The organism is Aquicella siphonis (assembly GCF_902459485.1).
GTDB classification, from domain to species: Bacteria; Pseudomonadota; Gammaproteobacteria; order DSM-16500; family DSM-16500; genus Aquicella; species Aquicella siphonis.
In genome coordinates this window covers 933,140-957,742 of record NZ_LR699119.1, presented here as the reverse complement: position 1 = coordinate 957,742, position 24,603 = coordinate 933,140, and the positions used below count along the sequence as shown (strand labels likewise).

General features: G+C 48.0%; 23 protein-coding genes. 10 read left to right on the top strand and 13 right to left on the bottom strand.

Annotated features, from left to right (window positions below):
* Window positions 1-341: 341 nt before the first annotated feature.
* Window positions 342-1,298, top strand: a complete 957-nt coding sequence (locus AQULUS_RS04465; protein WP_172622729.1) for a 2-hydroxyacid dehydrogenase — start codon at window positions 342-344, stop codon at window positions 1,296-1,298.
* A gap of 79 nt (window positions 1,299-1,377) precedes the next feature.
* Here AQULUS_RS04465 and dinB read toward each other — a convergent pair whose 3' ends face one another.
* Entirely contained in the window at window positions 1,378-2,478 is a 1,101-nt protein-coding gene (dinB, locus tag AQULUS_RS04460; RefSeq protein ID WP_232051828.1) for a DNA polymerase IV, read from the bottom strand.
* Window positions 2,479-2,603: 125 nt separating this feature from the next.
* Between dinB and AQULUS_RS04455 the strand changes: the two genes are divergently transcribed.
* The 3 genes from AQULUS_RS04455 (at window position 2,604) to AQULUS_RS04445 (ending at window position 5,200) form a co-directional block, all read left to right on the top strand.
* Entirely contained in the window at window positions 2,604-3,113 is a 510-nt protein-coding gene (locus tag AQULUS_RS04455; RefSeq protein ID WP_148338903.1) for a LexA family protein, read from the top strand.
* Window positions 3,114-3,278: 165 nt separating this feature from the next.
* On the top strand, window positions 3,279-3,656 hold the full coding sequence (locus AQULUS_RS04450; RefSeq protein WP_148338902.1) for an SET domain-containing protein-lysine N-methyltransferase: 378 nt from the start codon (window positions 3,279-3,281) through the stop codon (window positions 3,654-3,656).
* Complete coding sequence (locus AQULUS_RS04445) at window positions 3,653-5,200, top strand: DUF2779 domain-containing protein (RefSeq protein ID WP_148338901.1); 1,548 nt, start codon at window positions 3,653-3,655, stop codon at window positions 5,198-5,200. The genes AQULUS_RS04450 and AQULUS_RS04445 overlap by 4 nt, the downstream gene beginning before the upstream one ends.
* Before the next feature lie 183 nt (window positions 5,201-5,383).
* Here the strand turns inward: AQULUS_RS04445 and AQULUS_RS04440 are convergent, their stop codons facing one another.
* From AQULUS_RS04440 to AQULUS_RS04430, 3 genes are all read right to left on the bottom strand, one after another.
* The gene (locus AQULUS_RS04440) at window positions 5,384-6,022 is read right to left on the bottom strand and encodes an SGNH/GDSL hydrolase family protein (protein WP_232051902.1); all 639 of its coding nucleotides are present in this window, start codon (window positions 6,020-6,022) and stop codon (window positions 5,384-5,386) included.
* Window positions 6,022-6,693 carry an SGNH/GDSL hydrolase family protein gene (locus AQULUS_RS04435; protein ID WP_148338899.1) on the bottom strand — a complete coding sequence of 224 codons (672 nt, stop codon included), beginning with the start codon at window positions 6,691-6,693 and terminating at the stop codon, window positions 6,022-6,024. The genes AQULUS_RS04440 and AQULUS_RS04435 overlap by 1 nt, the downstream gene beginning before the upstream one ends.
* A gap of 223 nt (window positions 6,694-6,916) precedes the next feature.
* Window positions 6,917-7,315, bottom strand: coding sequence for a VOC family protein (locus AQULUS_RS04430; protein WP_148338898.1), 399 nt, complete (start codon window positions 7,313-7,315; stop codon window positions 6,917-6,919).
* Window positions 7,316-7,556: 241 nt separating this feature from the next.
* Between AQULUS_RS04430 and AQULUS_RS04425 the strand changes: the two genes are divergently transcribed.
* Window positions 7,557-8,132, top strand: a complete 576-nt coding sequence (locus tag AQULUS_RS04425) for a TetR/AcrR family transcriptional regulator (protein ID WP_148338897.1) — start codon at window positions 7,557-7,559, stop codon at window positions 8,130-8,132.
* Window positions 8,133-8,180: 48 nt separating this feature from the next.
* Here AQULUS_RS04425 and AQULUS_RS04420 read toward each other — a convergent pair whose 3' ends face one another.
* On the bottom strand, window positions 8,181-10,427 hold the full coding sequence (locus tag AQULUS_RS04420; RefSeq protein WP_148338896.1) for a hypothetical protein: 2,247 nt from the start codon (window positions 10,425-10,427) through the stop codon (window positions 8,181-8,183).
* Between the two features lie 380 nt (window positions 10,428-10,807).
* Between AQULUS_RS04420 and AQULUS_RS04415 the strand changes: the two genes are divergently transcribed.
* Both AQULUS_RS04415 and AQULUS_RS04410 read left to right on the top strand, forming a co-directional pair.
* Complete coding sequence (locus AQULUS_RS04415; protein WP_148338895.1) at window positions 10,808-11,191, top strand: hypothetical protein; 384 nt, start codon at window positions 10,808-10,810, stop codon at window positions 11,189-11,191.
* 162 nt (window positions 11,192-11,353) lie between these two features.
* A complete protein-coding gene (locus AQULUS_RS04410; protein WP_148338894.1) occupies window positions 11,354-13,234 on the top strand; it encodes an adenylate/guanylate cyclase domain-containing protein in 1,881 nt (626 codons plus the stop codon).
* Window positions 13,235-13,252: 18 nt separating this feature from the next.
* Here AQULUS_RS04410 and AQULUS_RS04405 read toward each other — a convergent pair whose 3' ends face one another.
* The 5 genes from AQULUS_RS04405 to AQULUS_RS04385 all read right to left on the bottom strand — a co-directional run bounded on the left by AQULUS_RS04405 (window position 13,253) and on the right by AQULUS_RS04385 (window position 17,065).
* Complete coding sequence (locus tag AQULUS_RS04405; RefSeq protein WP_148338893.1) at window positions 13,253-14,806, bottom strand: glycine betaine ABC transporter substrate-binding protein; 1,554 nt, start codon at window positions 14,804-14,806, stop codon at window positions 13,253-13,255.
* Between the two features lie 10 nt (window positions 14,807-14,816).
* Window positions 14,817-15,581, bottom strand: coding sequence for an ABC transporter ATP-binding protein (locus tag AQULUS_RS04400; protein ID WP_148338892.1), 765 nt, complete (start codon window positions 15,579-15,581; stop codon window positions 14,817-14,819).
* A gap of 169 nt (window positions 15,582-15,750) precedes the next feature.
* The gene (locus AQULUS_RS04395) at window positions 15,751-16,407 is read right to left on the bottom strand and encodes a hypothetical protein (RefSeq protein WP_148338891.1); all 657 of its coding nucleotides are present in this window, start codon (window positions 16,405-16,407) and stop codon (window positions 15,751-15,753) included.
* Between the two features lie 107 nt (window positions 16,408-16,514).
* Window positions 16,515-16,727 carry a hypothetical protein gene (locus tag AQULUS_RS04390; RefSeq protein WP_148338890.1) on the bottom strand — a complete coding sequence of 71 codons (213 nt, stop codon included), beginning with the start codon at window positions 16,725-16,727 and terminating at the stop codon, window positions 16,515-16,517.
* Entirely contained in the window at window positions 16,724-17,065 is a 342-nt protein-coding gene (locus AQULUS_RS04385) for a hypothetical protein (RefSeq protein ID WP_148338889.1), read from the bottom strand. Before AQULUS_RS04385 ends, AQULUS_RS04390 begins: the two co-directional genes overlap by 4 nt.
* Window positions 17,066-17,199: 134 nt before the next feature.
* Between AQULUS_RS04385 and AQULUS_RS04380 the strand changes: the two genes are divergently transcribed.
* On the top strand, window positions 17,200-18,078 hold the full coding sequence (locus AQULUS_RS04380; RefSeq protein WP_148338888.1) for a hypothetical protein: 879 nt from the start codon (window positions 17,200-17,202) through the stop codon (window positions 18,076-18,078).
* An 80-nt stretch (window positions 18,079-18,158) separates the two neighbouring features.
* On the opposite strand, the gene AQULUS_RS04375 is transcribed toward AQULUS_RS04380, so the two are convergent.
* Complete coding sequence (locus tag AQULUS_RS04375; protein ID WP_148338887.1) at window positions 18,159-20,783, bottom strand: hypothetical protein; 2,625 nt, start codon at window positions 20,781-20,783, stop codon at window positions 18,159-18,161.
* Between the two features lie 353 nt (window positions 20,784-21,136).
* On the opposite strand from AQULUS_RS04375, the gene AQULUS_RS04370 reads away from it, so the two are divergent.
* Window positions 21,137-21,565 (top strand): hypothetical protein, encoded by a 429-nt coding sequence (locus AQULUS_RS04370; RefSeq protein WP_148338886.1) that lies wholly within the window; start codon window positions 21,137-21,139, stop codon window positions 21,563-21,565.
* Window positions 21,566-21,741: 176 nt separating this feature from the next.
* Here the strand turns inward: AQULUS_RS04370 and AQULUS_RS04365 are convergent, their stop codons facing one another.
* Window positions 21,742-22,836, bottom strand: a complete 1,095-nt coding sequence (locus AQULUS_RS04365) for an alkane 1-monooxygenase (protein ID WP_148338885.1) — start codon at window positions 22,834-22,836, stop codon at window positions 21,742-21,744.
* 187 nt (window positions 22,837-23,023) lie between these two features.
* Between AQULUS_RS04365 and AQULUS_RS04360 the strand changes: the two genes are divergently transcribed.
* A complete protein-coding gene (locus tag AQULUS_RS04360) occupies window positions 23,024-23,734 on the top strand; it encodes a hypothetical protein (protein ID WP_148338884.1) in 711 nt (236 codons plus the stop codon).
* Window positions 23,735-23,817: 83 nt separating this feature from the next.
* Here the strand turns inward: AQULUS_RS04360 and AQULUS_RS04355 are convergent, their stop codons facing one another.
* Window positions 23,818-24,300, bottom strand: a complete 483-nt coding sequence (locus tag AQULUS_RS04355; protein WP_148338883.1) for a L,D-transpeptidase — start codon at window positions 24,298-24,300, stop codon at window positions 23,818-23,820.
* Window positions 24,301-24,603 lie beyond the last annotated feature (303 nt).

Here is a 24,603-nt window from a genome sequence, read left to right as displayed (position 1 = left end):
ATCCGCACATTCGACAGAGCCCGTAACAGGGAAAAAAAGATGTGGAGCGTTGGTATGAACCGCTCAAACCCTTAATGAGATAACAAGTTAATGTTAATGCAGTAAAAAGACTCACAAAAATCCCCCTTGCTGATAAAGGGGCTAAAACGGAATTAAATCAACGGGATGACAACCATGTAACCTGACGATGACCCCTAACGCTTTAGCCGTATTTGTTCATGCGCCCGCAATCTGAAACTCAAATCGGCGCCGTTTCAACCATTAGGTTATTACAGTTTCAATTATTGCGCAAGTTTGTTACGATGCCCGTTTTCATTAATTTGATGGTAGCAGCTCCGCAAATGGCTATTCTCATCCTGGTCGGCAGACATGACAGTGAAAGGCACTCCATGCAATGGTTTAGTCAGGCATGGAAACAGGCGTTGCTGGATCTGGATCCTGCTCTTGATATCCGTATCTGGCCCGATGCGGGAAACCATTCAGAAATTGAGTTGATACTGGTCTGGAACCATCCGCCGGGTCTGCTCAAGCAGTTTCACCATGCCAAGGCAATTTACTCCCTGGCGGCGGGCGTCGATCATATTTTCGTCGATCCCGATATAGATTCTCGCCTCCCTATCGTCCGTATCGTCGACTCTTATATGGCAAATGACATTGTGCAATATGTCGCCGCCTATGTCTTGCAATACATCAAACGCGTGCAACACTGGGCAGACAAGCAGAAAAACAGTGTCTGGTACAAGCAGCCTCCGTTTACTTTTGCTGATAAAGCCATAGGCATCATGGGGCTGGGCCATTTGGGCGGCAAAGCTGCATCCATCCTTCAGCAAATGGGCTTGACTGTCAATGGATGGAGCCAGTCTCCCAAGCAATTGCCCGGTGTCAACCAGTTTGCGGGCGACGCCCAGTTTCATGAGTTTCTGTCCCATACGGATATCCTGATCTGCATGCTGCCGCTGACGGCGAAAACTGAAAATATCCTGAATCGGAATACATTTTCATATTTGCGCAATGGCGCGTATCTGATAAACGTAGGACGCGGACAACATCTGGTGGAAGAGGATTTGCTAAGCGCCTTGTCCTCAGGACAATTGAGCGGCGCGTGTCTTGATGTATTCAGACAAGAACCTCTGCCGCAAAACCACCCGTTCTGGTCACATCCGGATATTCGTGTCACGCCGCATATCGCTTCTGTTACCAATCCGGTTACTGCTGCGCCGCAATTATATGAAAACTACCGGCGCCTCATGGCAGGACTGCCGTTATTCAATCGCGTAGACCTGCAAAAAGGATATTGAACCTGCTCTCTCCCCGTCATGCGGATCCGTACAGCCAGAGAAACAATCCGCGATACTTTTCCCTGAACTCCCACAGAGTTTATCCCGGCATGCTCAAAGCCGGGAAAGTTGTTTGAACGAACTGCATTTGGTCTTTATCACAAAGGTGCACACCCAGACCCAACAATCTGACAGGCAGATCACTTTTGACGAACGCAGAGTCAAACAAGGCTTCGAACTGCGCGAAATTCAATTCCGATGCGCCGCATTCAACAGAAGCCTGCCTGAAATTACTGAATTTGATTTTCACAAACTGGTTTTTAATGTGGCCATCAGGCGCGTTGTCACGCACACGAATACACAGTTTCTCGTAAAGAACTTTTAATGCCCCCAGGCAGACAGACTTGTCTTTGACATCGCTGGGAAAAGTGTGCTCAACACTCAACGATTTTCTTTCCCTATCCGCCATGACGGGACGATGGTCTATTCCGCGGCACTGATCATGCAAATGCTGGCCCAGTTTTCCAAACTTTTCCGTTAGAACGGCCACAGGCAATGACTGCAAATCCAAACAGGTTTGAATCCCCATGCGATGCAGTTTTTCCGCAGTCACTTTCCCCACCCCGAATAATTCAGCAACAGGCAGGGTCCGGATAAAGCTCTCAACCTGTTCCGGCTTAATGACGAACATGCCATTCGGTTTCTTCCAGCCGCTGGCGATTTTAGCCAGAAGCTTGTTGGGAGCAACACCTGCGGACGCCGTTAGCTGCTCGGTATCCAAAATTTTTTGCCGTATGGCTTGTGCGATCAATGTTGCGCTGCCCTTGCAATACGGTGATCCGGTCACATCCAGGTAGGCTTCATCCAGTGCCAGCGGTTCAACCTTGTGAGTATATTCCCTGAAAATCTGATGCAGACGTTGTGCCACCTGTTTGTATTTCTGCATATTAACCGGCAAGATAATCAGATGTTTGCATAATCTGACAGCCCTGGAAACGGGCATGGCTGAGCGTACACCGTATTGCCTTGCGGCATAATTACTCGTGCAAATCACGCCTCTCGCGTTCTGCGGGCCGCCCACCGCGACCGGCTTGTCGGCAAGTGATGGATTGTCACGGATTTCAATGGCCGCATAAAAGCAATCCATATCAATGTGTATGATCTTGCGTGTCATCTCATGGCGCGGAAGGAAGATATCCATGGTTTCAAGTCAACTGCCCCGAAAGGATTACATGGCTAATTACATCTTAAAGCCATAAAATAAACTTGATTACGTACGATTTCAAGTGTATCTTGCCTTCCTATGATGAATATAAAGGCACCAGCATGAAACACGGCGGAGCGCGCAAGGGCGCCGGAAGACGGCCGCAATTCGGCTGCAAGACCAAACCGATGCGCATACCCGATGCATTAATCGCATCCGTGCAAAAACTCATCCTGCATAAGGGATATCAACTTCCGCTATATGACACGAAAGTACAAGCCGGGCCGCCCTCGCCCGCTGACACTTGCGCTGAAACATCCTTCAATTTGCATGAGTCACTGGTTCCGCATCCGGCACAAACATTTCTGGTTCGGGCATCTGGCGACTCCATGATTAACGCGGGAATCCATGAAAATGACTTGCTCATTGTGGACCGCAGCATCCAGCCTGTGGATGGAAAAATTGTCATCGCATCTGTAGACGGTCATCTGACAGTCAAGCGGCTGCATCGAAATCCGGATGGACAATTCACCTTGATACCTGAAAATCCCAGGCATAAACCCCTGACAATCAGCGCAGAAAGCCATGTACACATATGGGGCGTGGTATTACACGTGATTCATTCCGTCTGATGTTATTTTTTATTTATTCTAGAATCGTTATCAAACACGGGATAAAAATGCCATTCAGCAGGACAGAAATCGGATAAGAATTCTGGCTGATAAAAGTGGTTGAATGTATTATACTTAATAAAAACCACTCGTAACTTATAATTGACAAGAAAACACACGAAGATTATGAAATCCAAATTATTCCAAAATAAATTAGCCGTCAAAAAATCACCCATGCATGGTTATGGTGTCTTCGCGGAAAAAACCATACGCAAAGGCGAAAAAATTGAAGAATGCTACATGATTGTTTCCAGGGGCGGCGACAAAAAGCTTGAGGATTATTACTTCGATGCAAACGGCAAATATGCCATATTTACCGGCTTTGGCATCATTTACAATCACTCGGACGATCCCAATGCGGATTACAAGATTAACATGAAAAGCCGGGTTGTCACATTCAAGGCCGTCCGAACCATACACAAGGGTGAGGAAATCTTCGTATCTTATGGTGACGAATGGTTTAGCAGCCGCGGGTTAAAGCCCAAAGCCCACAGAAAGAAATGAACCGGAAGTCACAGTCTGCTCGATCATTTCCACCGGTTCCTGTTATTATCCCTCACATGAACCCCATACCCAGACTGATCAGCAAAACCAAACTCATGCGAGGCTATCGCTGCCTCAAGTGTATTTATTTGACCATACATGAGCCTGCGCTTGAAGCACCCGTCACGCCGGATCTCCAGGCCTTGTTTGACCAGGGCAATCTGGTGGGTGACGCGGCCAGAAAACAATATGCCGGAGGAGAACTTGTCGATAACAAACCCTGGGATTTTACCGGCGCCCTCGCCAGAACCAGGGAATTGATTACTGCGGGATCACCTATAATTTATGAAGCCGCTTTCGAGTACATGGGATGTTACGCAAGAGCCGACATCATTCAGTATTCCCCCGAAACAAAACGCTGGCGCATCTATGAAGTCAAGTCAACCACCAAAGTCAAGCCGGAACACCTTGACGATGTCGGCCTTCAAGCCTGGATCATGGCAAAGAGCGGCCTGCCTTTAGAAAAAATTCATATCGTTCATCTGAATCCTGATTGCCGCCATCCCGACTTGACACACCTCTTCGTCGAAGTGGACGTGACCGAGCGCATCCGTGAGAATTATCTGGAAATCAAGCCAAAAGTAAAAGAAATCTTGACCGTCATCCGGCAGGAAACCGTTCCTGATATCGACATCGGTCCTTATTGCCTGTCACCGACTGAATGCGGTTTCACAAGTCATTGCTGGCCGGAAAAAAAAGTGCCTGAAACCAGCATATTCAATTTGCCCGGATTGCGCGAAAAAAAATGGCAGCTCTATTACGAAGGCATTATCCAGCTTGACGATCCCCGGCTGCGCGGCCTGAATGATTTACAAGAGCGAATAGTCACCTGTTTCAAGACCGGGGAACGATATCTTGACCGTGACGCCGTCAGATCCGCCCTGGCAGCGTGGAAATTTCCGCTGGTTTTTCTGGATTTCGAAACCATTAATCCAGCCATTCCGCGGTTCGCGGGATGCCACCCCTTTCAGCATATTCCCTTTCAGTTCAGCGTGCATGTCTGGCAGTCACCTGATTCCGCCGTCACTCATCTTGATTTTCTTCATGAAGCGGACGACGATCCGCGGCCAAGCCTTATTTCCGCGCTATTGGACGCCTGTCAGACGCAGGGTTCCATTCTCGCCTATTACAGCAAATTTGAATCTGACCGTATCCGTGAGCTGGCTGACTTTTCTTCCGAACACAGCGAAGCCCTGGTCAATCTTCTGGAGCGCCTGGCCGATCCTCTTGAAATCATCCGCGCCTCCGTATATGACAATGCCTTCGCCGGCAGTTTCAGCCTGAAACGTGTTGCTCCGGCGCTGCTGGGACAAGCTTACAGCTATGAGGATATGCTGGTCGCAAACGGCGGTGACGCCCAGCGGGCATATGAAGAACTCGTTTCAGCGCGAACCTCACCCGAGCGGAAAAAACTGCTGAAAAAAGCCATGCTGGACTATTGCGAGCAGGATACACGGGTCATGGTTGAACTCGTCAAGTGGTTATTTAACGTATGCCGCGCTTAAACTGCACGGCCTCCTTTCTTCGCCAGATTCAGGACAGGCCCTTCGAGACGGCACTGCGTGCCTCCTCAGGCCTGTCCTGAGCTTGTCGAAGGAGCGAACGGTGGTGAAAATCCCGTTCGTGGTGAGGAGCCGCGTCAGCGGCGTCTCGAACCATGAACGGGAATCCCGCACCATCACATTTTGTCAACATCTGCTTTTATTCGCCGGATTATCAACTGTTTCATCATGGCAATCGGATGGCTGGATTCTGGATTGCGCAGACTGACGGCGCAGCTCATGACTCGAGGGCGCGTGTTGTCTGTCATTGCGGTGCGTATGGCATAAGACGCCGAACTGATTGAGACGCAGCCTGTCACACGAATGCGTTCTTTCCAGGACACGAACTTGCCTGCCCATTTGTGATTTGCGCTTTTGTTGAGCGACGGCCGGATCCATGAAATGAAAGCGGTTTCGATACCGCTCACAAAAAATATAGGCAAGCATGGCATGCACATCTGCCGTCGGATGCACGTCATCCCAAAACATATACCCTGTCGCAGGCGACGTCCCGTTTTTCAATATGCGGAAATCTCCGGATTTCGTGTACGGCTGACTTAGCTTGGACTTGTCCATCTGATATTTTTCCGGATGATTGAACATTTCGGCAAATTCACGGTTTACATCCACCGCTTCAATCGTGCAGTCAGGGTATTGCTTTTGCAATCCGGCACAAGCAGCCATTAACCGCCTGTTAAAATACGCCGAGCAGGCTCTCGCGTTTTCGCGCTCATACTTGTCTTTAGCCTGAAACCGGGGTGTCAGCGACAAATCAGGCAGGTTCATCAAAAAAAATGACGATAACCATGAGCGACAAGCGTTTCAATGTTTCTTATCCTCTCCGCCACCGCCTTGTTGACTTCGGTCATTGACGGCCGCTCATTCACCGTGATCAAGTCATTCGCGCCAGACCATTCAATGATCAGCGTTTTGGCTTTTTCTTTTGGCGGCAACACATTGGCATGTTCTTCATCATGCGCGAGAAGATCCGCGCGCTTTTCACGCAGTGTGGACAATATCAACCGGGTAAAAAAGCGCTTGATGCTTATGCTGGGAACCCATTTGTAACTATGCGAGGTCAGCCCTCCCTCTGTATAACAGCGAACGAATTCATTATCGCGGTAATCAACTTTTTTATCATCACGCAAATTGAAATAATACTCGATTGCCCGTCTGACATGGATATCGTTATTAATAATGGCATCCGCCATATCGTCACTGCGCCACTTTTTATCATTCTGGAATTTTTTAATCGTGAATTCATTGGCGAGCGCGGCGATGAAATGATCACTCCACGGCATGCCGTTTGTAAAACTGTCGCCGGGAGCCGTGCCGGTCAGGCCAGCCAGCAGACTCATGGGAATAAAACCAAACAATTTTTTCTTATAGATAGTGCCCCTGTCCGAGAGACTATCGCCCATAATGATAATGCGTGAAATGTCAGGTCTTGTGATCATGCGTATTCTCCTTCGCCAGTTATGTGTCCTTTTGCATCTTCATTTCATTTTATGAATCGAAGATTAAAACAGACTTAAGACTGCCTGGAGCACTTTCATAACAAGACATTGACATGAATTGAAACATTCAATTTATCAAATGAATATCATCAATGTCCTATTGCGGAAATATTTTCATGTCTGCGCCGCCCCGCTTCGGGAAATTTGCGGGGCGGGCAGCGGCTTATGTCGCATCGTCAGGATAGATAACAGAATTTGCCTTGGGGCCTGACCATATTTCTTCTTCACTCAGTGTGGTTTCAATGAATTCAATGGGTGTTCCATGATCGTCTATCATGGCGACCCTGAAGCCGGCGAATGGATAATATGGACCCAATATGACCGTCTTTCCCGCAATCGCTTCGTCAATACTGCTGACCCTGAATGCCACATGCGGCACTGTCTTGATCAGCGGATGCAGGGGACTGTCTTCTTCAAACCGATGATACTGAATACGGAATTCACTGTTCTCGCCGCCTGATGTGAACATTTTAAATGTTGAACTATATCGCTCGCCAGGGCGCTCCTGCGTGGTGGGAATGCCCATGTGATGATATTCATAGGTAACCGTTTTTATACTCATTGACCACCCCCTCATGGACTGCTTTTAATTTTGTGGCCCGCTGCCGGACAAACTCACACTGATGTTTCTCACGGCTCTTTGTCCGCAAAAGGCCTGCCACGGCATAAATTGATTTTTTTCAATAGCCTGCGCGCAGCAGCGCTTGTTCTGGCACCGGGAGACTGATATACTTGATTGACCAGTCAGTCAAGTATCATAACCCGTGATTGACTGACTAGTCAATTAATATCGGAGACGGCCCATGAATCATCTGACGACAAAAGAAAAAATCCTCGCCGCAGCCAAAAGCCTGTTTGCTGAAAATGGATTCGCTGGAACGTCGATAGGCAAAATTGCCGCGCTCGCGCAAGTTAATCACAGTCTTGTTTTTCATCACTTTAAAAGCAAGGAAAACCTCTGGGTCGCGGTCAAACACGATATCGTTGAACAAGCCTCTGGAAAAACCGGGACACTCCCGGATACCGGACTCCCCTTTGAAAAATTCCTCGAAGAACTCTTTGCGCAAAACATGAAGTTTTACCGCAGCAATCCCGATGTTGTAAAAATGATAAACTGGCAGCGCGTGGAACGCCGGCACAGCCGAGCCATCGGTATCACCCTAAATAAGGAAACACGAGCCTGGCTGGATGCATTCAGACATTACCAGAAAAACGGGGATATTGACAAAAAGGCCGCGCCCGAATTTATCATGACCCTGATTTTGTCTATAATCAGTTCCGCCGCGCTTGACCCCAATATATTCATCCGGGACAAGAAGCAGCAGGAAAAATATCTGCAATTTTGCATCAAATGCATTCTCAAATCGTTGAGAAATTAAAGCGCGTGACTACCCTTTCCTCGTCATGATTGTATTGTGACGATAAAATCAGTGTGTATGCCGCATGCCCACAACAGCCGCGCCCATGTCAAGATTGGCTGTTGATTCCAGAATATCTGTTTTTAAAGCGTTAAACGCGCGCGCAATGGCTGGCATCTGTATTCCCTCCTCCAGGATTCTCATCGCCTTGGGATTCAGTTCGTACGCGCGGTCTCGTAAAAACAGGCGAAAATGACTCAAGACAAGATCCAGTATAAAGTCTCCATGACGTTCCATGATTTTTCTCAAGGGAGCCAGCTGAAGCGCCAGATTCCTTGCTTCCAGCGCGCGCGCCGTGCGAAACTCAATCCATTTCTGCCGGACATCCTCTCGTTCGCCGCTTGAATTGAGTAACGGCAGGGGTGCCGAGGTATTGCCCTCATCATTCAGCATATGCAAATCATCCGGCATGTGCAGCATTGCGCAGGATGTGTACATCGCCTTGTCGGTCAATGCCAGTATAATCAGTTGAACATATTTCTGGAAATTGAAAACGGGGCGGTCACACAAACTTTGGTAATTTTGGTTGTCCTGAGTGGTAAAATAATTTTTAGTGATATCCGAGACCGGGGACAATGCGGTATCGGCAGACGTGTCAAGAATAGTCGCCCGTGTCGGCCAGTATCTGAAATTTGCAGCGGTCAAATTCGGAAAATTGATATAATCATTGACGTCCAGGATAAAATCCTTTGGCAAAGGCTTTCTTCCCGGACTCTTGAACCGGTACGTCAATGGATAAACAGCCAGGTCACCATCCACGTTGCAGCCGTCGCTGGAAAGGTTTTTCGCATGGCCGTCAGGGTCTTGCATAAAATACCGCGAAGTCAGTCCTATCGCCTGCCCGCACAGGATACGAAAATGCAAGACATCTTCAAGTGAAACGTGCAGACTCGCCACCATGCCGTCGTCAATCTGTATGTTCGCGTATTTACTGCTCGGATTTGTCTGTTCGGCCGCCACATCCACCCAGTTTTCCTGAAGCGTGCAGCTTATTCCATGCAAGTGTTTGAGATACAAGGCCGTCTCATCAAGCAGCACCTGATTGAGTTTTTCAATCGCCTTGTCTATTAATATCATTTCCTTGTCATGCTGGTGCTGAGTGGCGACATAACTCGATTTGGACAGCAAGATAGCTGATTTGCGCTTCATCAGCACGCCCCGCAATTCTTCCAGCTTGCCAAATGTGATCGTGGGGATGTTAAGCTTGAGGAAGGCCTCCAGCTTTGGCTTGACATGCACCGCGCTGCTCTCGTCACCCAGATAATAGTTGCCCGTATTCCGTGCGAATTCCCAGACCTGATAGAAATAATTGCTATCGCCGGATACTTCTCTTTTCAGCAAGGGAAGCATTTCCCTGATGACGGCGAACAACTCATCCAGTTGCCGGAGGTCTTCCGCGTCACGTTTTTTGATCATGCATTTTAATGACGAAAGTTCCAGGTCCTGCTGCTGCAACGGCTTGTCCCGATTCGGCTTGAATCCCGGCAACAGCTTGGAAAAGACACCGATATATTGCGACATTTCATCCCTGACTGTATAACAGGTAGGAAAATGACGCGGCCCAAGGAGTTGATACGCTATGCTGTTCGCCGACTCAAGAGACGACATGACGGAACCAGGCTCATTTTTTTTATAAAATCCCATGCCATGGATATGCCCCGTGAATGAAGTGATGCCTATCAGTTTTTCATGATCCAGCAGCTCAATAAGCTGTTTGTAACCTTGTTCGGCATGGCTGGAAACATCGATTTTCAGAAATTCACACAAGTCCGCCAGGTTTTTTGGTTCCACCGGAACCAGACTGCAAAGCCTCAGTTTTTTATCCGCATAATAAAGCTTCTTGTCCGTCGTGAAAATATAGCAAGCCGTGCTTTTTCCGGGCAATTGATTAAGGTCAAAATCATGGGGACAGGGAGGAGAAACAACGACATCGCATCCTCCCTCGTTAAAGCTGACAACATCAACCGTATGCGATGAACTCTTGACGCCCATGGTCGCCTTCATGCTGTCGCTGACTTTTTTTGAATGAATCAGAAGGGTTTCGCACACGGTGGCCGAAGGCCAGGATTCTGTAGAAACAGGCTCCACCAGTATGAAGCTTTGCAGCAAAAGATGGGCCTCGGGAGAAACGGACTGGTCAAGGGTGGACAAGATGGCAGCCGTGGACCCGGGATAAGCCGGCATGTCCGTACCGCCCGGGTGACGCAGTTTGTCCTGTTCGCTTGTATATGCCTCTTCGTGCCGTGCGCTTTGCATATAATTATTCTCGGCTTCCCTAACACATTATTGACCATAACAGGGAAATATTAAGGAAATATTAAATTACACTGTGCCCCGCGGGCACCGCCCGGCCCAGCCTGAAATCGCATTTTCAAAACATAAGTATATGAATTTAAATACTATAAATTCAAAACAGCGGTGTGCGCGCAAAATTTCTTACAGTACAACAACCGGCTGGCAAGGCAAAAAGGCTGCCGTATTCACCCGAACATCCCGCATACGCTGTCACACCAGGAAAAAACCTTTCAGGTATGGAAAGTGTGTGATATCAGCGGGTTGGGCAGCCAGGGAAATCATGCCGCGTATGATTTACGGTATACTTAAAGTAAGAGAACCATGGATGCGGCACAGCCAACATGAATAAAATCATTCAAGGCAAAAGCAAAATGATAGTGACATTATTCCTCTGCCAGGTATTCATGAACTGGTTATATGTGGCGTGGGTTCAATCGCATATTTTCACCAGCGCCCATGCATGGCTGGCGATTCTCCCCTTGTTCGGGTATTTTTATATTGTTTTTACCATACTCGCGAGCATTGAGCTTCTGCATAAAACACGGCTGGGGCTGGGACTGGCTTACAGCGTCATCATGTTCGGAATCGTTTGCGCCGTCATTTCATACAGCATGGTTTACAAGCAAGACTATGTCTTTGGCTGGGTCATCACTCCATTGATAGCTGTTAATTTTGCTGTGGTTTTCTATCTGGCCTTGAACCAGACTTATTTTGATTCAGACTGACAACAGTGGCGGGTCATCCTTCCCCAACCCTGGTTTGCCCTGACAAGCCGGACCGGGCTGTGCACCATCGATTCTTGTGCAAACACACCGCAGCGGTTACTCTTATAGATAGGACAGACGGAAGCAAAACCGGGACTGACTGGCAGGGGCACCCTCACCGCGATGGAATGCATCAAGAAAATCCGAAAATTGTGCGGTCAAATTATCGTCACGCTTCGATTCAGTATTCTTTCCATCTTCATATCGCTGTTTGTCATTTCCAGCATCATCGTGACGGCAACGTATTACATGAACTCATCGCGAGATATTATCTACGTCGCGAACAAATCCATGCACGACATTACTCAATCCCTGAATCAGCTGTTTCTCTCTGAAATCAGGGTGGCGGAACAGGACGCTATTTTCACGTCGCTTTTAATGCAAAGAAACGCCCTAAATACGAATGACGCCAGCGAAATGATCAGTTACTTTTTCACACAGGCCGAGCAGTTCAATATCGCGCAAGCGATTTACTGGGGCGACGTAAAGGGCAATTATGTTTCAGCGGAATATGAAAACGATCATACCATCACCAGCCATTACATCGATCGCAACGCGCGCCCCCCGTACGAGCTGGCCATCAAACGCGACCGCCATGGCAAGGTTGTCGAATATAAAAAATCCGGCGCTGTCGATTACGACCCCAGAGCCAGACCCTGGTTCAAAGAAGCTGAAGAAGCGGCAAAGCCGGTCTGGACCCGTGTCTATCTTTACAAGCCCTCGGACTATCTGGGTATTACGCTGGCCGCACCGGTATACGATGACAACAGACAGCTCAAAGGCGTACTGGGTGTGGATATCCGCCTTGACTGGATTTCCGCCTACATTAACAAACAATATGTCAATCCACACGGCGTCTTGTTCATCGTGCAGGAAAACGGCGATCTGATCGCCTATCCGCATTTTGATGAACTTCCCAGACACAATTATCTGATGCACATTAGTGAATTACCGGACAAATGGATTCCTGAGTCTTTTACGATTTATAAAAACAGCGGCCAGACGAGCTTTTCCTTTCAGTACGACGGCAAAAGATATCTAGCGAATTATCGCCCGATACCCATGCTGAAAAAACAGGGTTGGCTCACCGGCATTGTGGTGCCTGAAAATGATTTCATCAGTCAATTGAATGAAACGCGGATCACCAACATACTGATGAGTCTGCTCGCGCTGCTGATTGGTATTTACCTGGTTTCCATCCTCGTCAACAATATTGTCAACCCCGTCAAACGTCTCATCAGGGAAACCGCCCGAATCAAGGAATTCGACCTTGACGGCGATGGCAGGGTCGCTTCACGCATCAAGGAAGTGCTATTGTTGTCAGATGCGATTTATTCCATGAAATCAGGTCTCAGGGCTTTCAAGCGCTATGTGCCTTCCGAATTAGTCCGGCAGTTGGTCAAACGAGGCGAGAGCGCGAAACTGGGCGGCAGCAAAAAACAAATTGTCGCGCTGTTCAGCGACATCAAGAATTTCACCAACATCATGCATACCTCCGACCCTGATCAACTGGCCTCCCAAATGAACGAATATTTCGATGTCCTGTCATCCGTTATTACGCATGAAGGCGGCACGATAGACAAATATATAGGCGATTCAATCATGGCTTTTTGGGGCGCGCCCAACCCGATTCAAAACCCCTGTCATCATGCAGCGGAAGCGGCGCTGAAATGCCTTGAGTCATTGGCGGTTCTTGAAAAAAAATGGGAATCGGAAGGGAAAATCCCGTTGAAAACGCGCATTGGAATCCATTATGGTGAAGCCATTGTGGGGAACTTCGGCTCAAGCGAGCGCATAAACTATACCGCCATCGGCGATACCATCAATATTGCCAAGCGGCTGGAATCCCTCAATAAAAAATATCATACGCACATTCTTGTCAGTGAAACCGTCTATTCAATCATCCAAAATCAATACATCTTTAAATCGGAAGGCCGCACACTGCTCAAAGGTTTGCGGCTGGAAATGGAGGTATATTCATTGCTGGGGCGCAAAAAACCGTAAACTTGACACGGACTCTTCTTACGGAATGAATTTGTGCGCCCGCAGATAATCATGAGCCGCCGTATACGGCGCACGATGCATCACATCCACCTGATAATTGAGCTCGCGCATCGCCTGGCCGCTCAGGCTGCCCAAGAGCGGTTTCAATGCCCATTCCACTTCCGGGTGCAGCTTCAGCACTTGAGAGCGAATGACGGGCGCCGCACTATAGTCGGGATAAAATTTTTTATCATCGTTTAATAAAACCAGATCATAAGCCGGGATCCGTCCGTCGGTGGAAAATGCATTGATAAGGTTAACCTGTCCGTTTTTGATGGCGTCGTACATCAAACCGGCATCCATTTGACGTATTTGCCCGAAATTTAAGTGATATGTCTTCTCCAGGCCGATCAAGGCGTCTTCCCGCTGCATGAATTCAGCCGGCACGCCTATGATTAACCTGTCTTCTATCAGCAGCAGGTCGCTGATGTCTCTAAGATGATATTGCCTGGCAAATGCCGATTTGACCGCCAGGGCTTGTGTATTGTTAAATCCGAAGGGAGCCAGCCAGTCCAGATCAAACTGCTTTTTATACTCGCGTCTCACCTGCGCATACAAGTTCCGGGCATCAGGAGGATGGTGGAGCTTCAACACGGTCAAATAAGCTGTTCCGGTGTATTCGGGATACAAATCAATTTCATTGCTGAGTATCGCCGCGTGACAAATCGCCGTGGTCCCAAGATTGAACCGTCGTTCTACACGCAGACGTGTCCGCGCTTCTATCATCTGCGACATTAACTCACCCAGCACTATCTGTTCGGTAAAGTTCTTGGACGCTATTCTGATCGATTGACGATTTTCTGAAAACAAATCATGTGCCGCGTACATGACACCCAACGCAATCAGCGCGGCAGCTGACATCATGAAAACAGCGAACCACACCAGTTTTTTCCTGCGGATTTGAGAAACTGCCATTCTGGATTCAATCAGGGCAATCAGATAATCAAACCCCAGCGCCATCGCGGCGGCGGGCACAGCGCCCAACAGAATCAGGTTGGCATTATTCAAAGCCAGCCCCTGATTGATGAAATCACCCAACCCTCCGGCACCCACAAAAGAAGCGAGTGTCGCAACACCGATGCTGATGGAGACTGAAGTGCGTATCCCGGCAATAATAACAGGACACGCCAGCGGCAGTTCCACCATGGTTAACCGCTGCCACCGGGTAAACCCCAGCCCGCGTGCGGCTTCAATACTGTCTGGCGAGACATTCTCCAATCCCGCCACCGTATTTCGCAATACGGGCAGCACGCCATAAATGGATAACACCAGGATGGCCGGTTTCACGCCTATGCCTAACACCGGTATGAACAACGCAAGCAAGGCCAGACTGGGCACTGTCCAGACCGCGCTGGCCAGACCCAGTACCAGAATTTTCATTTTATGCAGCCGCCTGACTATAATACCCAGCGGGAGACCTATCATCACGGCCAGTGACGTGGCGATACAGACCAGATAAAGCTGCTCCCATAGCTTGGTCAAGAGCACCGGCCATTCGCTTGCCACAAACTGCATGAAAGAATCCGTCATCATGATTCCCTGGTTATCTGTTTATCGAATCTGTCAATTTTGAAAATTGAAGCAGGGGTTTTTGAATCAGTTCATATACGAATTCAGTCGCCGGCTTATCAAGAATTTCCTGCTTGCGTCCTGTCTGATGGATTGTGCCGTGATGCATGATGATCATGCGGTCCGCCAGGCGGAAAGCTTCAAAAATATCATGCGTCACAAACACGATGGTTTTGCGCAACTCCGAATGCAGCCGTAATAATTCATCCTGCAGTGACATACGGGTTATCGCATCCAGAGAGGCGAAAGGTTCATCCATCAGCAGATAATGCGGATTGTTAGCCAGTGCGCGCGCGACACCCACCCGCTGTTGCTGGCCGCCCGAAAGTTCCGACGGCATGCGTTGTGAAAAAAGCACGGGATCCAGATTGACCAACTCCATCAGCCTGCCTGCATCCATTCGCCGTTGCGCGGCCGGAATGCCTAGCAGCCTCAATGCAATGACAATATTTTCTTCCACCGTCATGTGAGGAAAAAGACCCACCCCCTGAAACGCATACCCCATGGAACGGCGCAGTTTGATGGGATCCATCTGCATGATATCCCGGCCATCGATTTCAATGGTGCCCGATGTGGGGTCAACCAGGCGGTTGATCATTTTCAAAGTAGTGGTTTTGCCGCAGCCGGATGAACCCAGTATGACTAACAATTCGCCATCCAGGATATCCAGGGAGATGTCATTGACGATATACGTGCCGCCCTGGTCATAAGTTTTTGAAATATGAGATAGCTTGATCATCGGCGCGGACTTATTTCAGAGAGTCCCTACAATATTACATGATTCAGCCGATTTTGTCAGAGCCGATTCCGCCTCAACGGTGAATGCGCGATCCCGCAATCAATCCCGTGAAAATCACGCAGTGCGCAGACCGGCATCCGCGCACCCGTCTTCAATAAATGTCACCCGTTCAAGATTGTTTTTTAATGTTTTCGGTTGGATTGGCGGCAGGCTTCGCCTGGTTTGCCGGAACCGTGCTGGTCACTTTTTGCTGCGGCTTGCCCGGATTCGTCTGTGATGATTTCATTGGTTTATGATCCGGATAAACCATGACCGGCATGATTACCGGGAAAATTTCCTTGTCCATCATACTCCATTGATCATCAAAGAAATGATTCATTTCATGCATCATGCGCTGCATGGATTGATGCATGGCTTGTTGCTGCAAGCGCATTTTCCTGACGATTGCCTCAGCTTGCGCGGATGTCAGCTGCCCGGGTTCGCCAAATTGAATCAGCTGATAAGTGACTGGCTGCTTGCCCTCATTCACTGTTCCTTGTGAAAACCGCAAGCTCGTCCGGATAGAGTGTGCGTTATTGAGGTCGCTGGATTTCACCCAACCGACATTGCCATTTTTGGGATCCGCTATTTTTACCCATTGCCCTTCTCCGGGCGAATAAATCGGAATAATTCCTGACGCCGGGTCCACTTTGGCCACGACTTTGGCATCCGCTTTTGGCTGTTCATATAACTGCAATTCCTTGGCCATGACGGGCGCAGCGTTGCTCAAAAAAACGACAGAGCCTGCTAATGATATAAAATAAGCCAGTTTGAAGTTGAATTTCATAACCTTCCTCCATATATAACATACCAATAGTTTGTCAATGTTAGATAATGGTAAGGATTAAATTAAAAAATTCAAGTCACGGGTCAGAAACAAGGCGTCAAAGCCGGTTACTTGCTTTTGCGCTTTTTGACTGCCATATATGCGACCACAGCGAGTCCTGCAATTAAAGCGGCACCCAGATAAAGACCATACTTTTGAAAGAAGTCCAGCGCTTCTTCCGTTGGGGTGTTAACTGAAACGATATCGGCAAGCGCCCTGGATGAAGACAATACCCAGATTAACAGGCCGGACAAGATGACAATACCACGATTTATTTTCATATCAATACTCCAATCGCCGCGCTGACAACGTTCATGCAAACGGATACGATAACACAGTTTGACAGACTGGCCTTTAATTGCAACTTCAAAAGACCGGCCTCAATAAGAATAACCAATAATTCGACCGGAAAAAATGCCTCCCATGGCGTCAATTCAAAATCGAAGGATAAAAATTTGAATAAGGTCCAGGCAAGGGGAAAACTGACCAGATTAACCGCAATGATGGCTATCACGTAATCACGTATAGTGATTGATGTGTCAAACAGATAACGTTTGATGATCCCGGCAATCATTAACTCGATAGCAATCGTCAGAAAAAGAAGGACAAGAATTTTCATAATGACGCCTGATTCCATCCTGATGAAGAATATTGGCTGGCAAGAATGTCTTATGTTATCGTAGATGTAAAGCACATTATCCTGAACCGGACACGATACGGGCTCACCACAAACTTCAGCGACGCGCCAAAACCATGGAAAAACACAATCCTGTTTTATCACTGCCTCTCGCGACGGCCCTGGCCGCAATCAGCAGTCTGATGCCATTAACATGCTATGTCTTGTCGTTGTCCGCATTCGGCATTCCTCACGTTTATTATGAATTGCATTACATCAGAGAACGGTTTTCTTCGCGCCTGTCTCTGCCGTTCAAGTCCGGGATCCTGCTTGTGCTGACAATGATTTGTCTCTGTAATACCGCCGCCTTGATCATGCCTTTTCAACATGTCATGGAAATAGTATTGCTGATTGCCGCATTGTTGTTCTTGCTGGCTTATTTCTTCGCTCCCAGCCTGATGACGCTGGCAGGCATTTTTCTTTTCACAGCCGGCATATTATTTAACCCCGTGCTTGTTTTTTTCATCATGGCGTTTTTGCATAATCTGACCCCCTGGGGGTTCCTAAAAGAACGCGGCGCAAGCGGGCGCGCCTGGATTATTTTTATTTTGCTGCCTGTTGTTGTGTTTTTTCTTTCTATGCCGACCGCGCTGGATCATGCGCTTTACAGCCCCGCTGATGCGGAAACTTTTCTGGCGCATTACATCCCGGTCAAGTGGCAAGATATCGATTTTGTCAAGCCGGTGTTTGCAGCGGCAGTTTATTTACAACTAACGCATTACGATACAACGATAAGAGTCATGCCAAAATTAATGTCCCAAGGAATCAGGCCGCACCGGCTGGTTTATGTCGTGTTTGCGCTCGTGTGTTGTGCATTCATCTTCAGTTTCAAAACCAGCCGCTCCGTGTATTCCATACTGGCAGGATTTCATGCATGGCTTGAAGTGCCTATCCTGCTGGCGGTGTTTGCCGGCTACTTTGAACCAGAGAGCCGCGCGGCGGCTAGCGCTTCCTGACTGCTCAAACAGGGATGTTTGCGAGACTCATTCTCATCGCGGAACTCTTTCTCATTATCAGCACAGATTGACATCCATTCTTATATTATCATGCGCGAGTCATGGCGCTGCTGCGGAGCGGGTGATTCCAGAACAAGCAGGTTGTGCTTGGTCAGATCGGATATGATACCCCCTAACCGCTTGTCATGGGCGGCCGCTTTTTCCACTTCATCTTTCAATACATATTTTGCCTGGACGTTTGAATCTCTCGTGTCTTTCATTTTTTTTAACTCTGTCAACACTCCTTTCGCAACAGTGAGCTTGACATCTTTTGACATTTTCCTGTGGCGACCTAAAAATGTGAAATAGTTGCTTTCCTTTTCTCGCTGCGAGATATATTTATCCAGTTTTGTAATGTAATACTGCGGTGTTCCCGGCAAAGCATGTTTATCGCGCCACGTGGTCAGCCAGGAAGGAATACCCGCCTTGTTTTTGTTTGCTTCCAGATAAGCATCAACCGCATTCCAAATCAAATGAGTATGCTTGTTCAGGCCGCGCCCTTTCACCAGCGTGGGCGCGCCATGCAGCAAACGCTCGAATTCTTCCTGACTGATGGGGTTGCCTTTTGAAATGGATTTGACGAGGTTGTAATAGGCTGAAGACACTCCGCCGCGGTCAATCGCGTCTTTGCAGGAAAAGTTAAAGCTTTCAGGTCCCAGCTTGGCAATGATGTAATCGGTTAGCTCAAACTTGATAAAATGAAAATAGACTGCCTGCTGGTCGGCCTGACTCAGCTTGGCTCCCGGCTGAAAGCCCAGCGCGGAAAAGCTTTTTTCCAGCAGTTCAGACAGTATTGCATTTTCATTGCTCTTGCTATACGTAAATCCATCGCCATACAGGCAGGCTTTTATTCTGTCGCTAATGTGAAAATCATTCTTGTGGGTTTCCGTACTGCTTCCATTCGCGATAGCAAGTATCCGGGACTTGACGTCACTATAATTCCCCGCATTTGGACGGACACGATCATCGGCAAGATGATGATCCATCATGCCCTCATCTGACGGCAGTGTGATCACGGCCACATTTTCATTCCCGGGCTTATCTTCCAGACGCTCTAGTTCTCTGGTGAGATACGCCTCTCTATCCTTGTTCTTCAGATCAAATTTCTTGCCGGCCCCGCCCACTCTGCTCAGATTATTGAAATAAATATGCAGGATGCGCGGGGGAACCTTATTGGCTTGATAACTGTTCTGGGTTTGCGCATGAATATCAGTGATATTTTCATTGATTTTTTTTAATTCAGATTCACGCAGGGCGCGCGACTCATTGTTTCTTAGCGCCGCGCGATTATAACCATGGAGAAACATCTGCTTTCTTTGCGGCTCAAGATCCAGTTTCTTGCAGACATTAGCCGCGCGATTCACATAATAAATATCGTTATTTACTCGCACAAACGCAGCGTTTGACCGGATAGCCAGCCGGGGAAGCGCGGCGATGGTGGGCGCTTCGCTCATGACCATCAAATCGCATGTTTGCAACTTGAGAAGATAATCCGATTCATACTGATTCTTTTTCGCTTCAAACTTTCTCTGTTTCATTTCCAGGAATTGTTCGAACAATGGGTTGGCATGAAATCGAGATTTGTCAATCTGACCTTGCGTTCCAAACCGGATCTGCAAAGGATCATCCGCGGTTTTATAATGCAGATGAACTTCCGAAGGCTGGCTTGTTGTCATCATGGGTTTGAATCTTGAACTGATATTCGCCCACAATCTCGCCAGAGGAGATTCAGCGGAGCGGGGAGTATCGACATTCGCACCGCTTTTTCGCTTCACTGCGGATGACCCGCCCCGGGTGAGCCTTTTCTCGACTGCTTTCTTTAGCTCGGACTCATCCGTCTGCCTGACTGACTGCACATCCTCGCGAATCATGGAATAGGCACGGTCTATGGCAAAATTGGGATTGGAATAGACAAGTTCAATTAATGGATCCAGCTCACGCAGTTTGAGATTGAGATAGTTCAGCACACGCTCTTCTTCATCCTGGTTATAAACCGGTTTTGGCGGCGCGCTTTTCTCGATTTCTTTCTTGATTTCATTGATTCGTTTGATTTCATCCGCGCGCTGGCGCCGCAAATTTCTGACATATGCTTCGAGTGCCAATAGAAACGCCGTGTAATAATTTCCATATGGTTTGCTGACATCATATTTACTGTTGCTTGAACAATAGTCATCTACATTTCTAAATCCGCGCAAACGGCGCAGATCAGATGGAATTTTGTCTGCAAGCAGCCTGAGATATTCATAGCTGTTTATATTTCGTAATTCATCATCCGTGTCAATTTTTTCCGGGCTAGGTATGCCGGTGATAGAGGTATAAACGGTTTCAAGCCGCTTTTTCAAGGCGAGAATCTCGGCCAGATTCAGCTGGCCGCCGTCAAACGAGATCCCGAGTCGATTGTCGTTTTTATCCGAGCGGCCTCCGCGCACTGCCTCCAAAATCAGCCTGGCAACTTCAGCGCGGTCTTGTTCACGACTCAGATAGTCATATTTTCTTGTCGGATCGGGGTCAATCTTGTGAATCAGCAAATAATTGACAGTGCCATACTCGCCCCCGTCGCGTAATTTGCCGTGTGTCTTGCCTAGCTCCTTGCCTTGTTCAATTTCAAGGATTCTTCGATTACATTCGCGAATAGCTTTTAACAAATACACTTCTAGTTCACGCATAGCCACTCTCGTTTATTCATCTGCTTAGTTTAGTTATATTTGCTTTATTTAAATTATAGGCCATTATAGGCCGCCGAAGTTAAAGCAGTATTAACGTCGCAACGGCTTCTCAACCTGAACGCCGCAATACCGCCAGCCTCCGTGTAAATCATAAATTTATCTATATTTTTCAACTCATTGAAAACATTGCCGCAATCATGGGCGCGTCTATGCTTTATTTTGTAAAGTGGGTTTTTACCCAGGTATGGAGTAAAATAGCGTCTATGCTTTATTTTGTAAAGTGGGTTTTTACCCAGGTATGGAGTAAAATATATACATGGCAAGACAAACCATCACAAACGAAGGAGACCGTTATGAATGCCGCACAGAAGATAGCATTGATGACCAGTTTGTCGTTATTCACATTGGGCGTGCACGCCGCGGACACATCCTCCTCTTCCACGGCCGCCGCAGCGAAAAATCCTGACATCGTCGGCAATTATCAGTGCCATGGGTATGATCCATTCGGCAAAACCGAGTACGCAAACCCTGTCACTGTCACCAAAAATGGCGATACTTACAGTTTTCAATGGCTGACCTCCAAGGGATATCCCTTTATTCTGGGAACAGGTGTATTCAGTCCTGATGTGAGCAATATCGTTTCTGTTGTATTCTGGGATCCGCAAAAAGCAGATTATTTTGGCACGGAAGTCTTTACTGTCGGCGCCAATGGATCGCTGAACGCAACCTGGACGTTACAAGGTGACAACCTTGTCGGCACGGAATCCTGCACCAAAAAATAGCCGGCCATCCTCTTGCTCAGGTTGATCTCAAGGGATGAAGGATGAGCAACTCAACCTGAGAGGGTAGTTTCCCGACGGCATGGCCGCAGGAGATGATTTTAACTTTTAACTGGATGAAACGTCAGGCTGTCATCTCCCCGGCTTTACTTGCTTTATCCCGAAACGGTCCGCGCGTGTCAGCCGCCCGCTGCCGCGTTCTTTATTTTCGGATTAATGATCCTGAACCATAACGGAGGACATAATGCCAGCAAAATCATCGCGGGGTATCCGGATGGAAGCTGAGGACTGGTGTCATGATGCAGTAATAGCTGAAAACGTTTTTTAGACTGCTGATGATGATCAGAATGCCGCTGCAAGTGAAACAGCATCAGATTGGATAATAAAAAATCGGAATTCCACGAATGCTCCTGGCTCACCGGCTCATACAATCCGTTGGCGAGTTGTTTTCGCGCCAAGCCGTAATGCTCTACATAGTTAATGATTTCCAGCACGATGATGGCTACCGCACTTTGCACAATAAAAAAAGCCAGCCCCAGCCAGCCGAACAATAAAGCGAGCGCGACAGCAAGCACCAGACTCAGCGTATGCCACCAGATCAGTTCATTACGCCATCCCAGGGGGTTAAAACCGCGGCGAACCAGCCTCTCCCACTCCAGCTTCCATCCGCTCAGGAAATTAAATGGAAGCACACCAAGCAGAAACTTGTAAACTGACTGATTGTATTTCGCCGTGGTACGGTCACGGCAGGTTCCCACCCAGACATGATGGCCTCGAATATGTTCCACCTTGAATGTCGAATAACATACCGATGCCAGCAGCAGGCCGCCTGCGAGGCGCTCATGAAATGAATTCTTGTGAATCAGCTCATGCGCCGCCGTAATTCCCACGCTGCTATTCACCAGACCAATACTTGCCGACCAGCCCAGCATGCCCCATATGTTCAGATTCGCGGCAATCATATAATACGCGCCAAAAACGAGCATCAGATATTGCAGCGGAACACAAAGCGAGGTGATAAACTCATAATAGAATTCCGTCGATAATTTTTTTTCTGTCGTTTTATCCGGATTGCCAGAATCGTGTCCCAAAACATGGTCCAGCAGCGGCACCAGAATAAATGAGAACGACAGTGTCAGATAAGCCGAAAGATTGGGCGCGTGACTGTATTGTCCCAGCAAGGCGGACAAATACGGCATCAATGCCAGGAGAAGAAATGCAAGATAACCCAGTTTCTTGAGATGGAAATAAGCCGGAGAAGCCGTTTTTGACATATCGAAACACTCCTGTCCAAAACCACGAATCATTCTCTTTTGGAAATCAGATCAACTCTTGACTTGCTCTATTTTCATATCATGAGAAAATATGACGTGCAAGATCAGCGTGCCCGCGGCAGCTGAGAATTGCATAAATGATTTTTGTCCCTTAGACTGATGCACCAACATATGGAAAATGACTGTCATGAAAAAATATTGCTTCACCATTCTTCTCATCCCCTCCCTGGCGTACGCAGCCGGAGACAATGCCATTTTTGATGACCATACCTGGTATATTGGCAATCATAGCTTGAGAGTGAACAAACACGAACCCTTTCCTTTTAACGGACAGATATTTGATCACACCGTTGCTTATGTAACGCCGGATGGCATGCACGGCAGTTCGGATGCCTGCCGGCTGTCCTCATCTGATTCCATCAGCTGTTATTCAGGCGACCGGGTCACCTATCAAGCTGATGCGCATTCAGCCACGCTATCCGGCCGGTTTATCAGTTCTTATACTTACTATGACAAAGACCATGTACCTGAAGCAAATCCGTTGAGCGCAGCCTGGCAGCGCGTGCCGTCAGGACCTTCCCTGCATTGCCGCAACGGTGACTTGGTACGCATGGTCATTCCTTATCACGAAAAAGACGCGACCCGGCTGCGGAATATTGAACGATACTTCATGAACAACGGATATTCCTCAGGAGACACTTATTACCTTGTCAAAAACAGCACCAGCGGACACATTGCACTCAGTCCCCTGCCAAACCAGGTTTATTACTCAGCGTTTTATCTTTACGATTCAAACGGCAATCCCATCACGGATTTCAGCAAACTGGACACGCTCGCCATGCTGAATGACAGTGAAGGGAAATTTGATCCGCTCTGCAATCTGGTTAAAAGCCGATAATATTGCCGGGTCCGTCAGGCGCGCCTGGCGGACATCCCCTGACATTATTGCTTTCTCAGCCTGGAACTGACTTCCATCACCTTTCAGTAAGGCAATATCACCACCAGCGTGCCGATTGTCACAAAATTGAATCGCAGCCATTTGGCATCCGCCACATGCATACGTATGCAGCCATGACTAATATTGGCTCTAGCCACTTCATAAGATCCGTGCAAGGCTTGGTATTTATTGAAATACATGCAATACGGCATGGGCGCGCCCCCGGTAGGCAAGGGGAATGAAGGTGAGGTACAGCGGCTGCTGCCCAGTGAAATGACTCTATGCGACCCCACAATGGTATGACAAGGGCGTCCTACATCCTTGCACCAATCTGCCCCCGCCGAAGCCACCCCTGAACGTATCAGCCTTCCGCCGGCATCATAAGCTCCCCAGGCATGTTCACGCGGATCCACGAGCACCATTTTTTCGCCAGGGGGGTTAATTTGCCGCGGCAGGGACAAGGCGGCGGAAGACAAGGCAGAGAAACAAGTCAAAGATAACAAAAAGAACATGACGGGTGCTTTCATGGTCCACTCCTTATTATCCTTATCTTTATATTTATTATTTTACTTGCAAATTAAAGTTAAAGATTAAGAACAGGATTACCCCGATAAGCAATTAATAGCATTCAATATTTTTACATGACTCGCCCTTTCGTTTCCTGGCCCTGACGTGGTGAGACCATGATTAGTAATACAAACGAACCCATATCAAGCGGATATGCATTAAATTGAATAGGGGCTAACCGGGCAAGTTAAGAAATAACATGCCTTACGGCAGCCAGCGCCGGGAACATGAGAATTGGCTGAAGATCAAAAATGATTCTATTA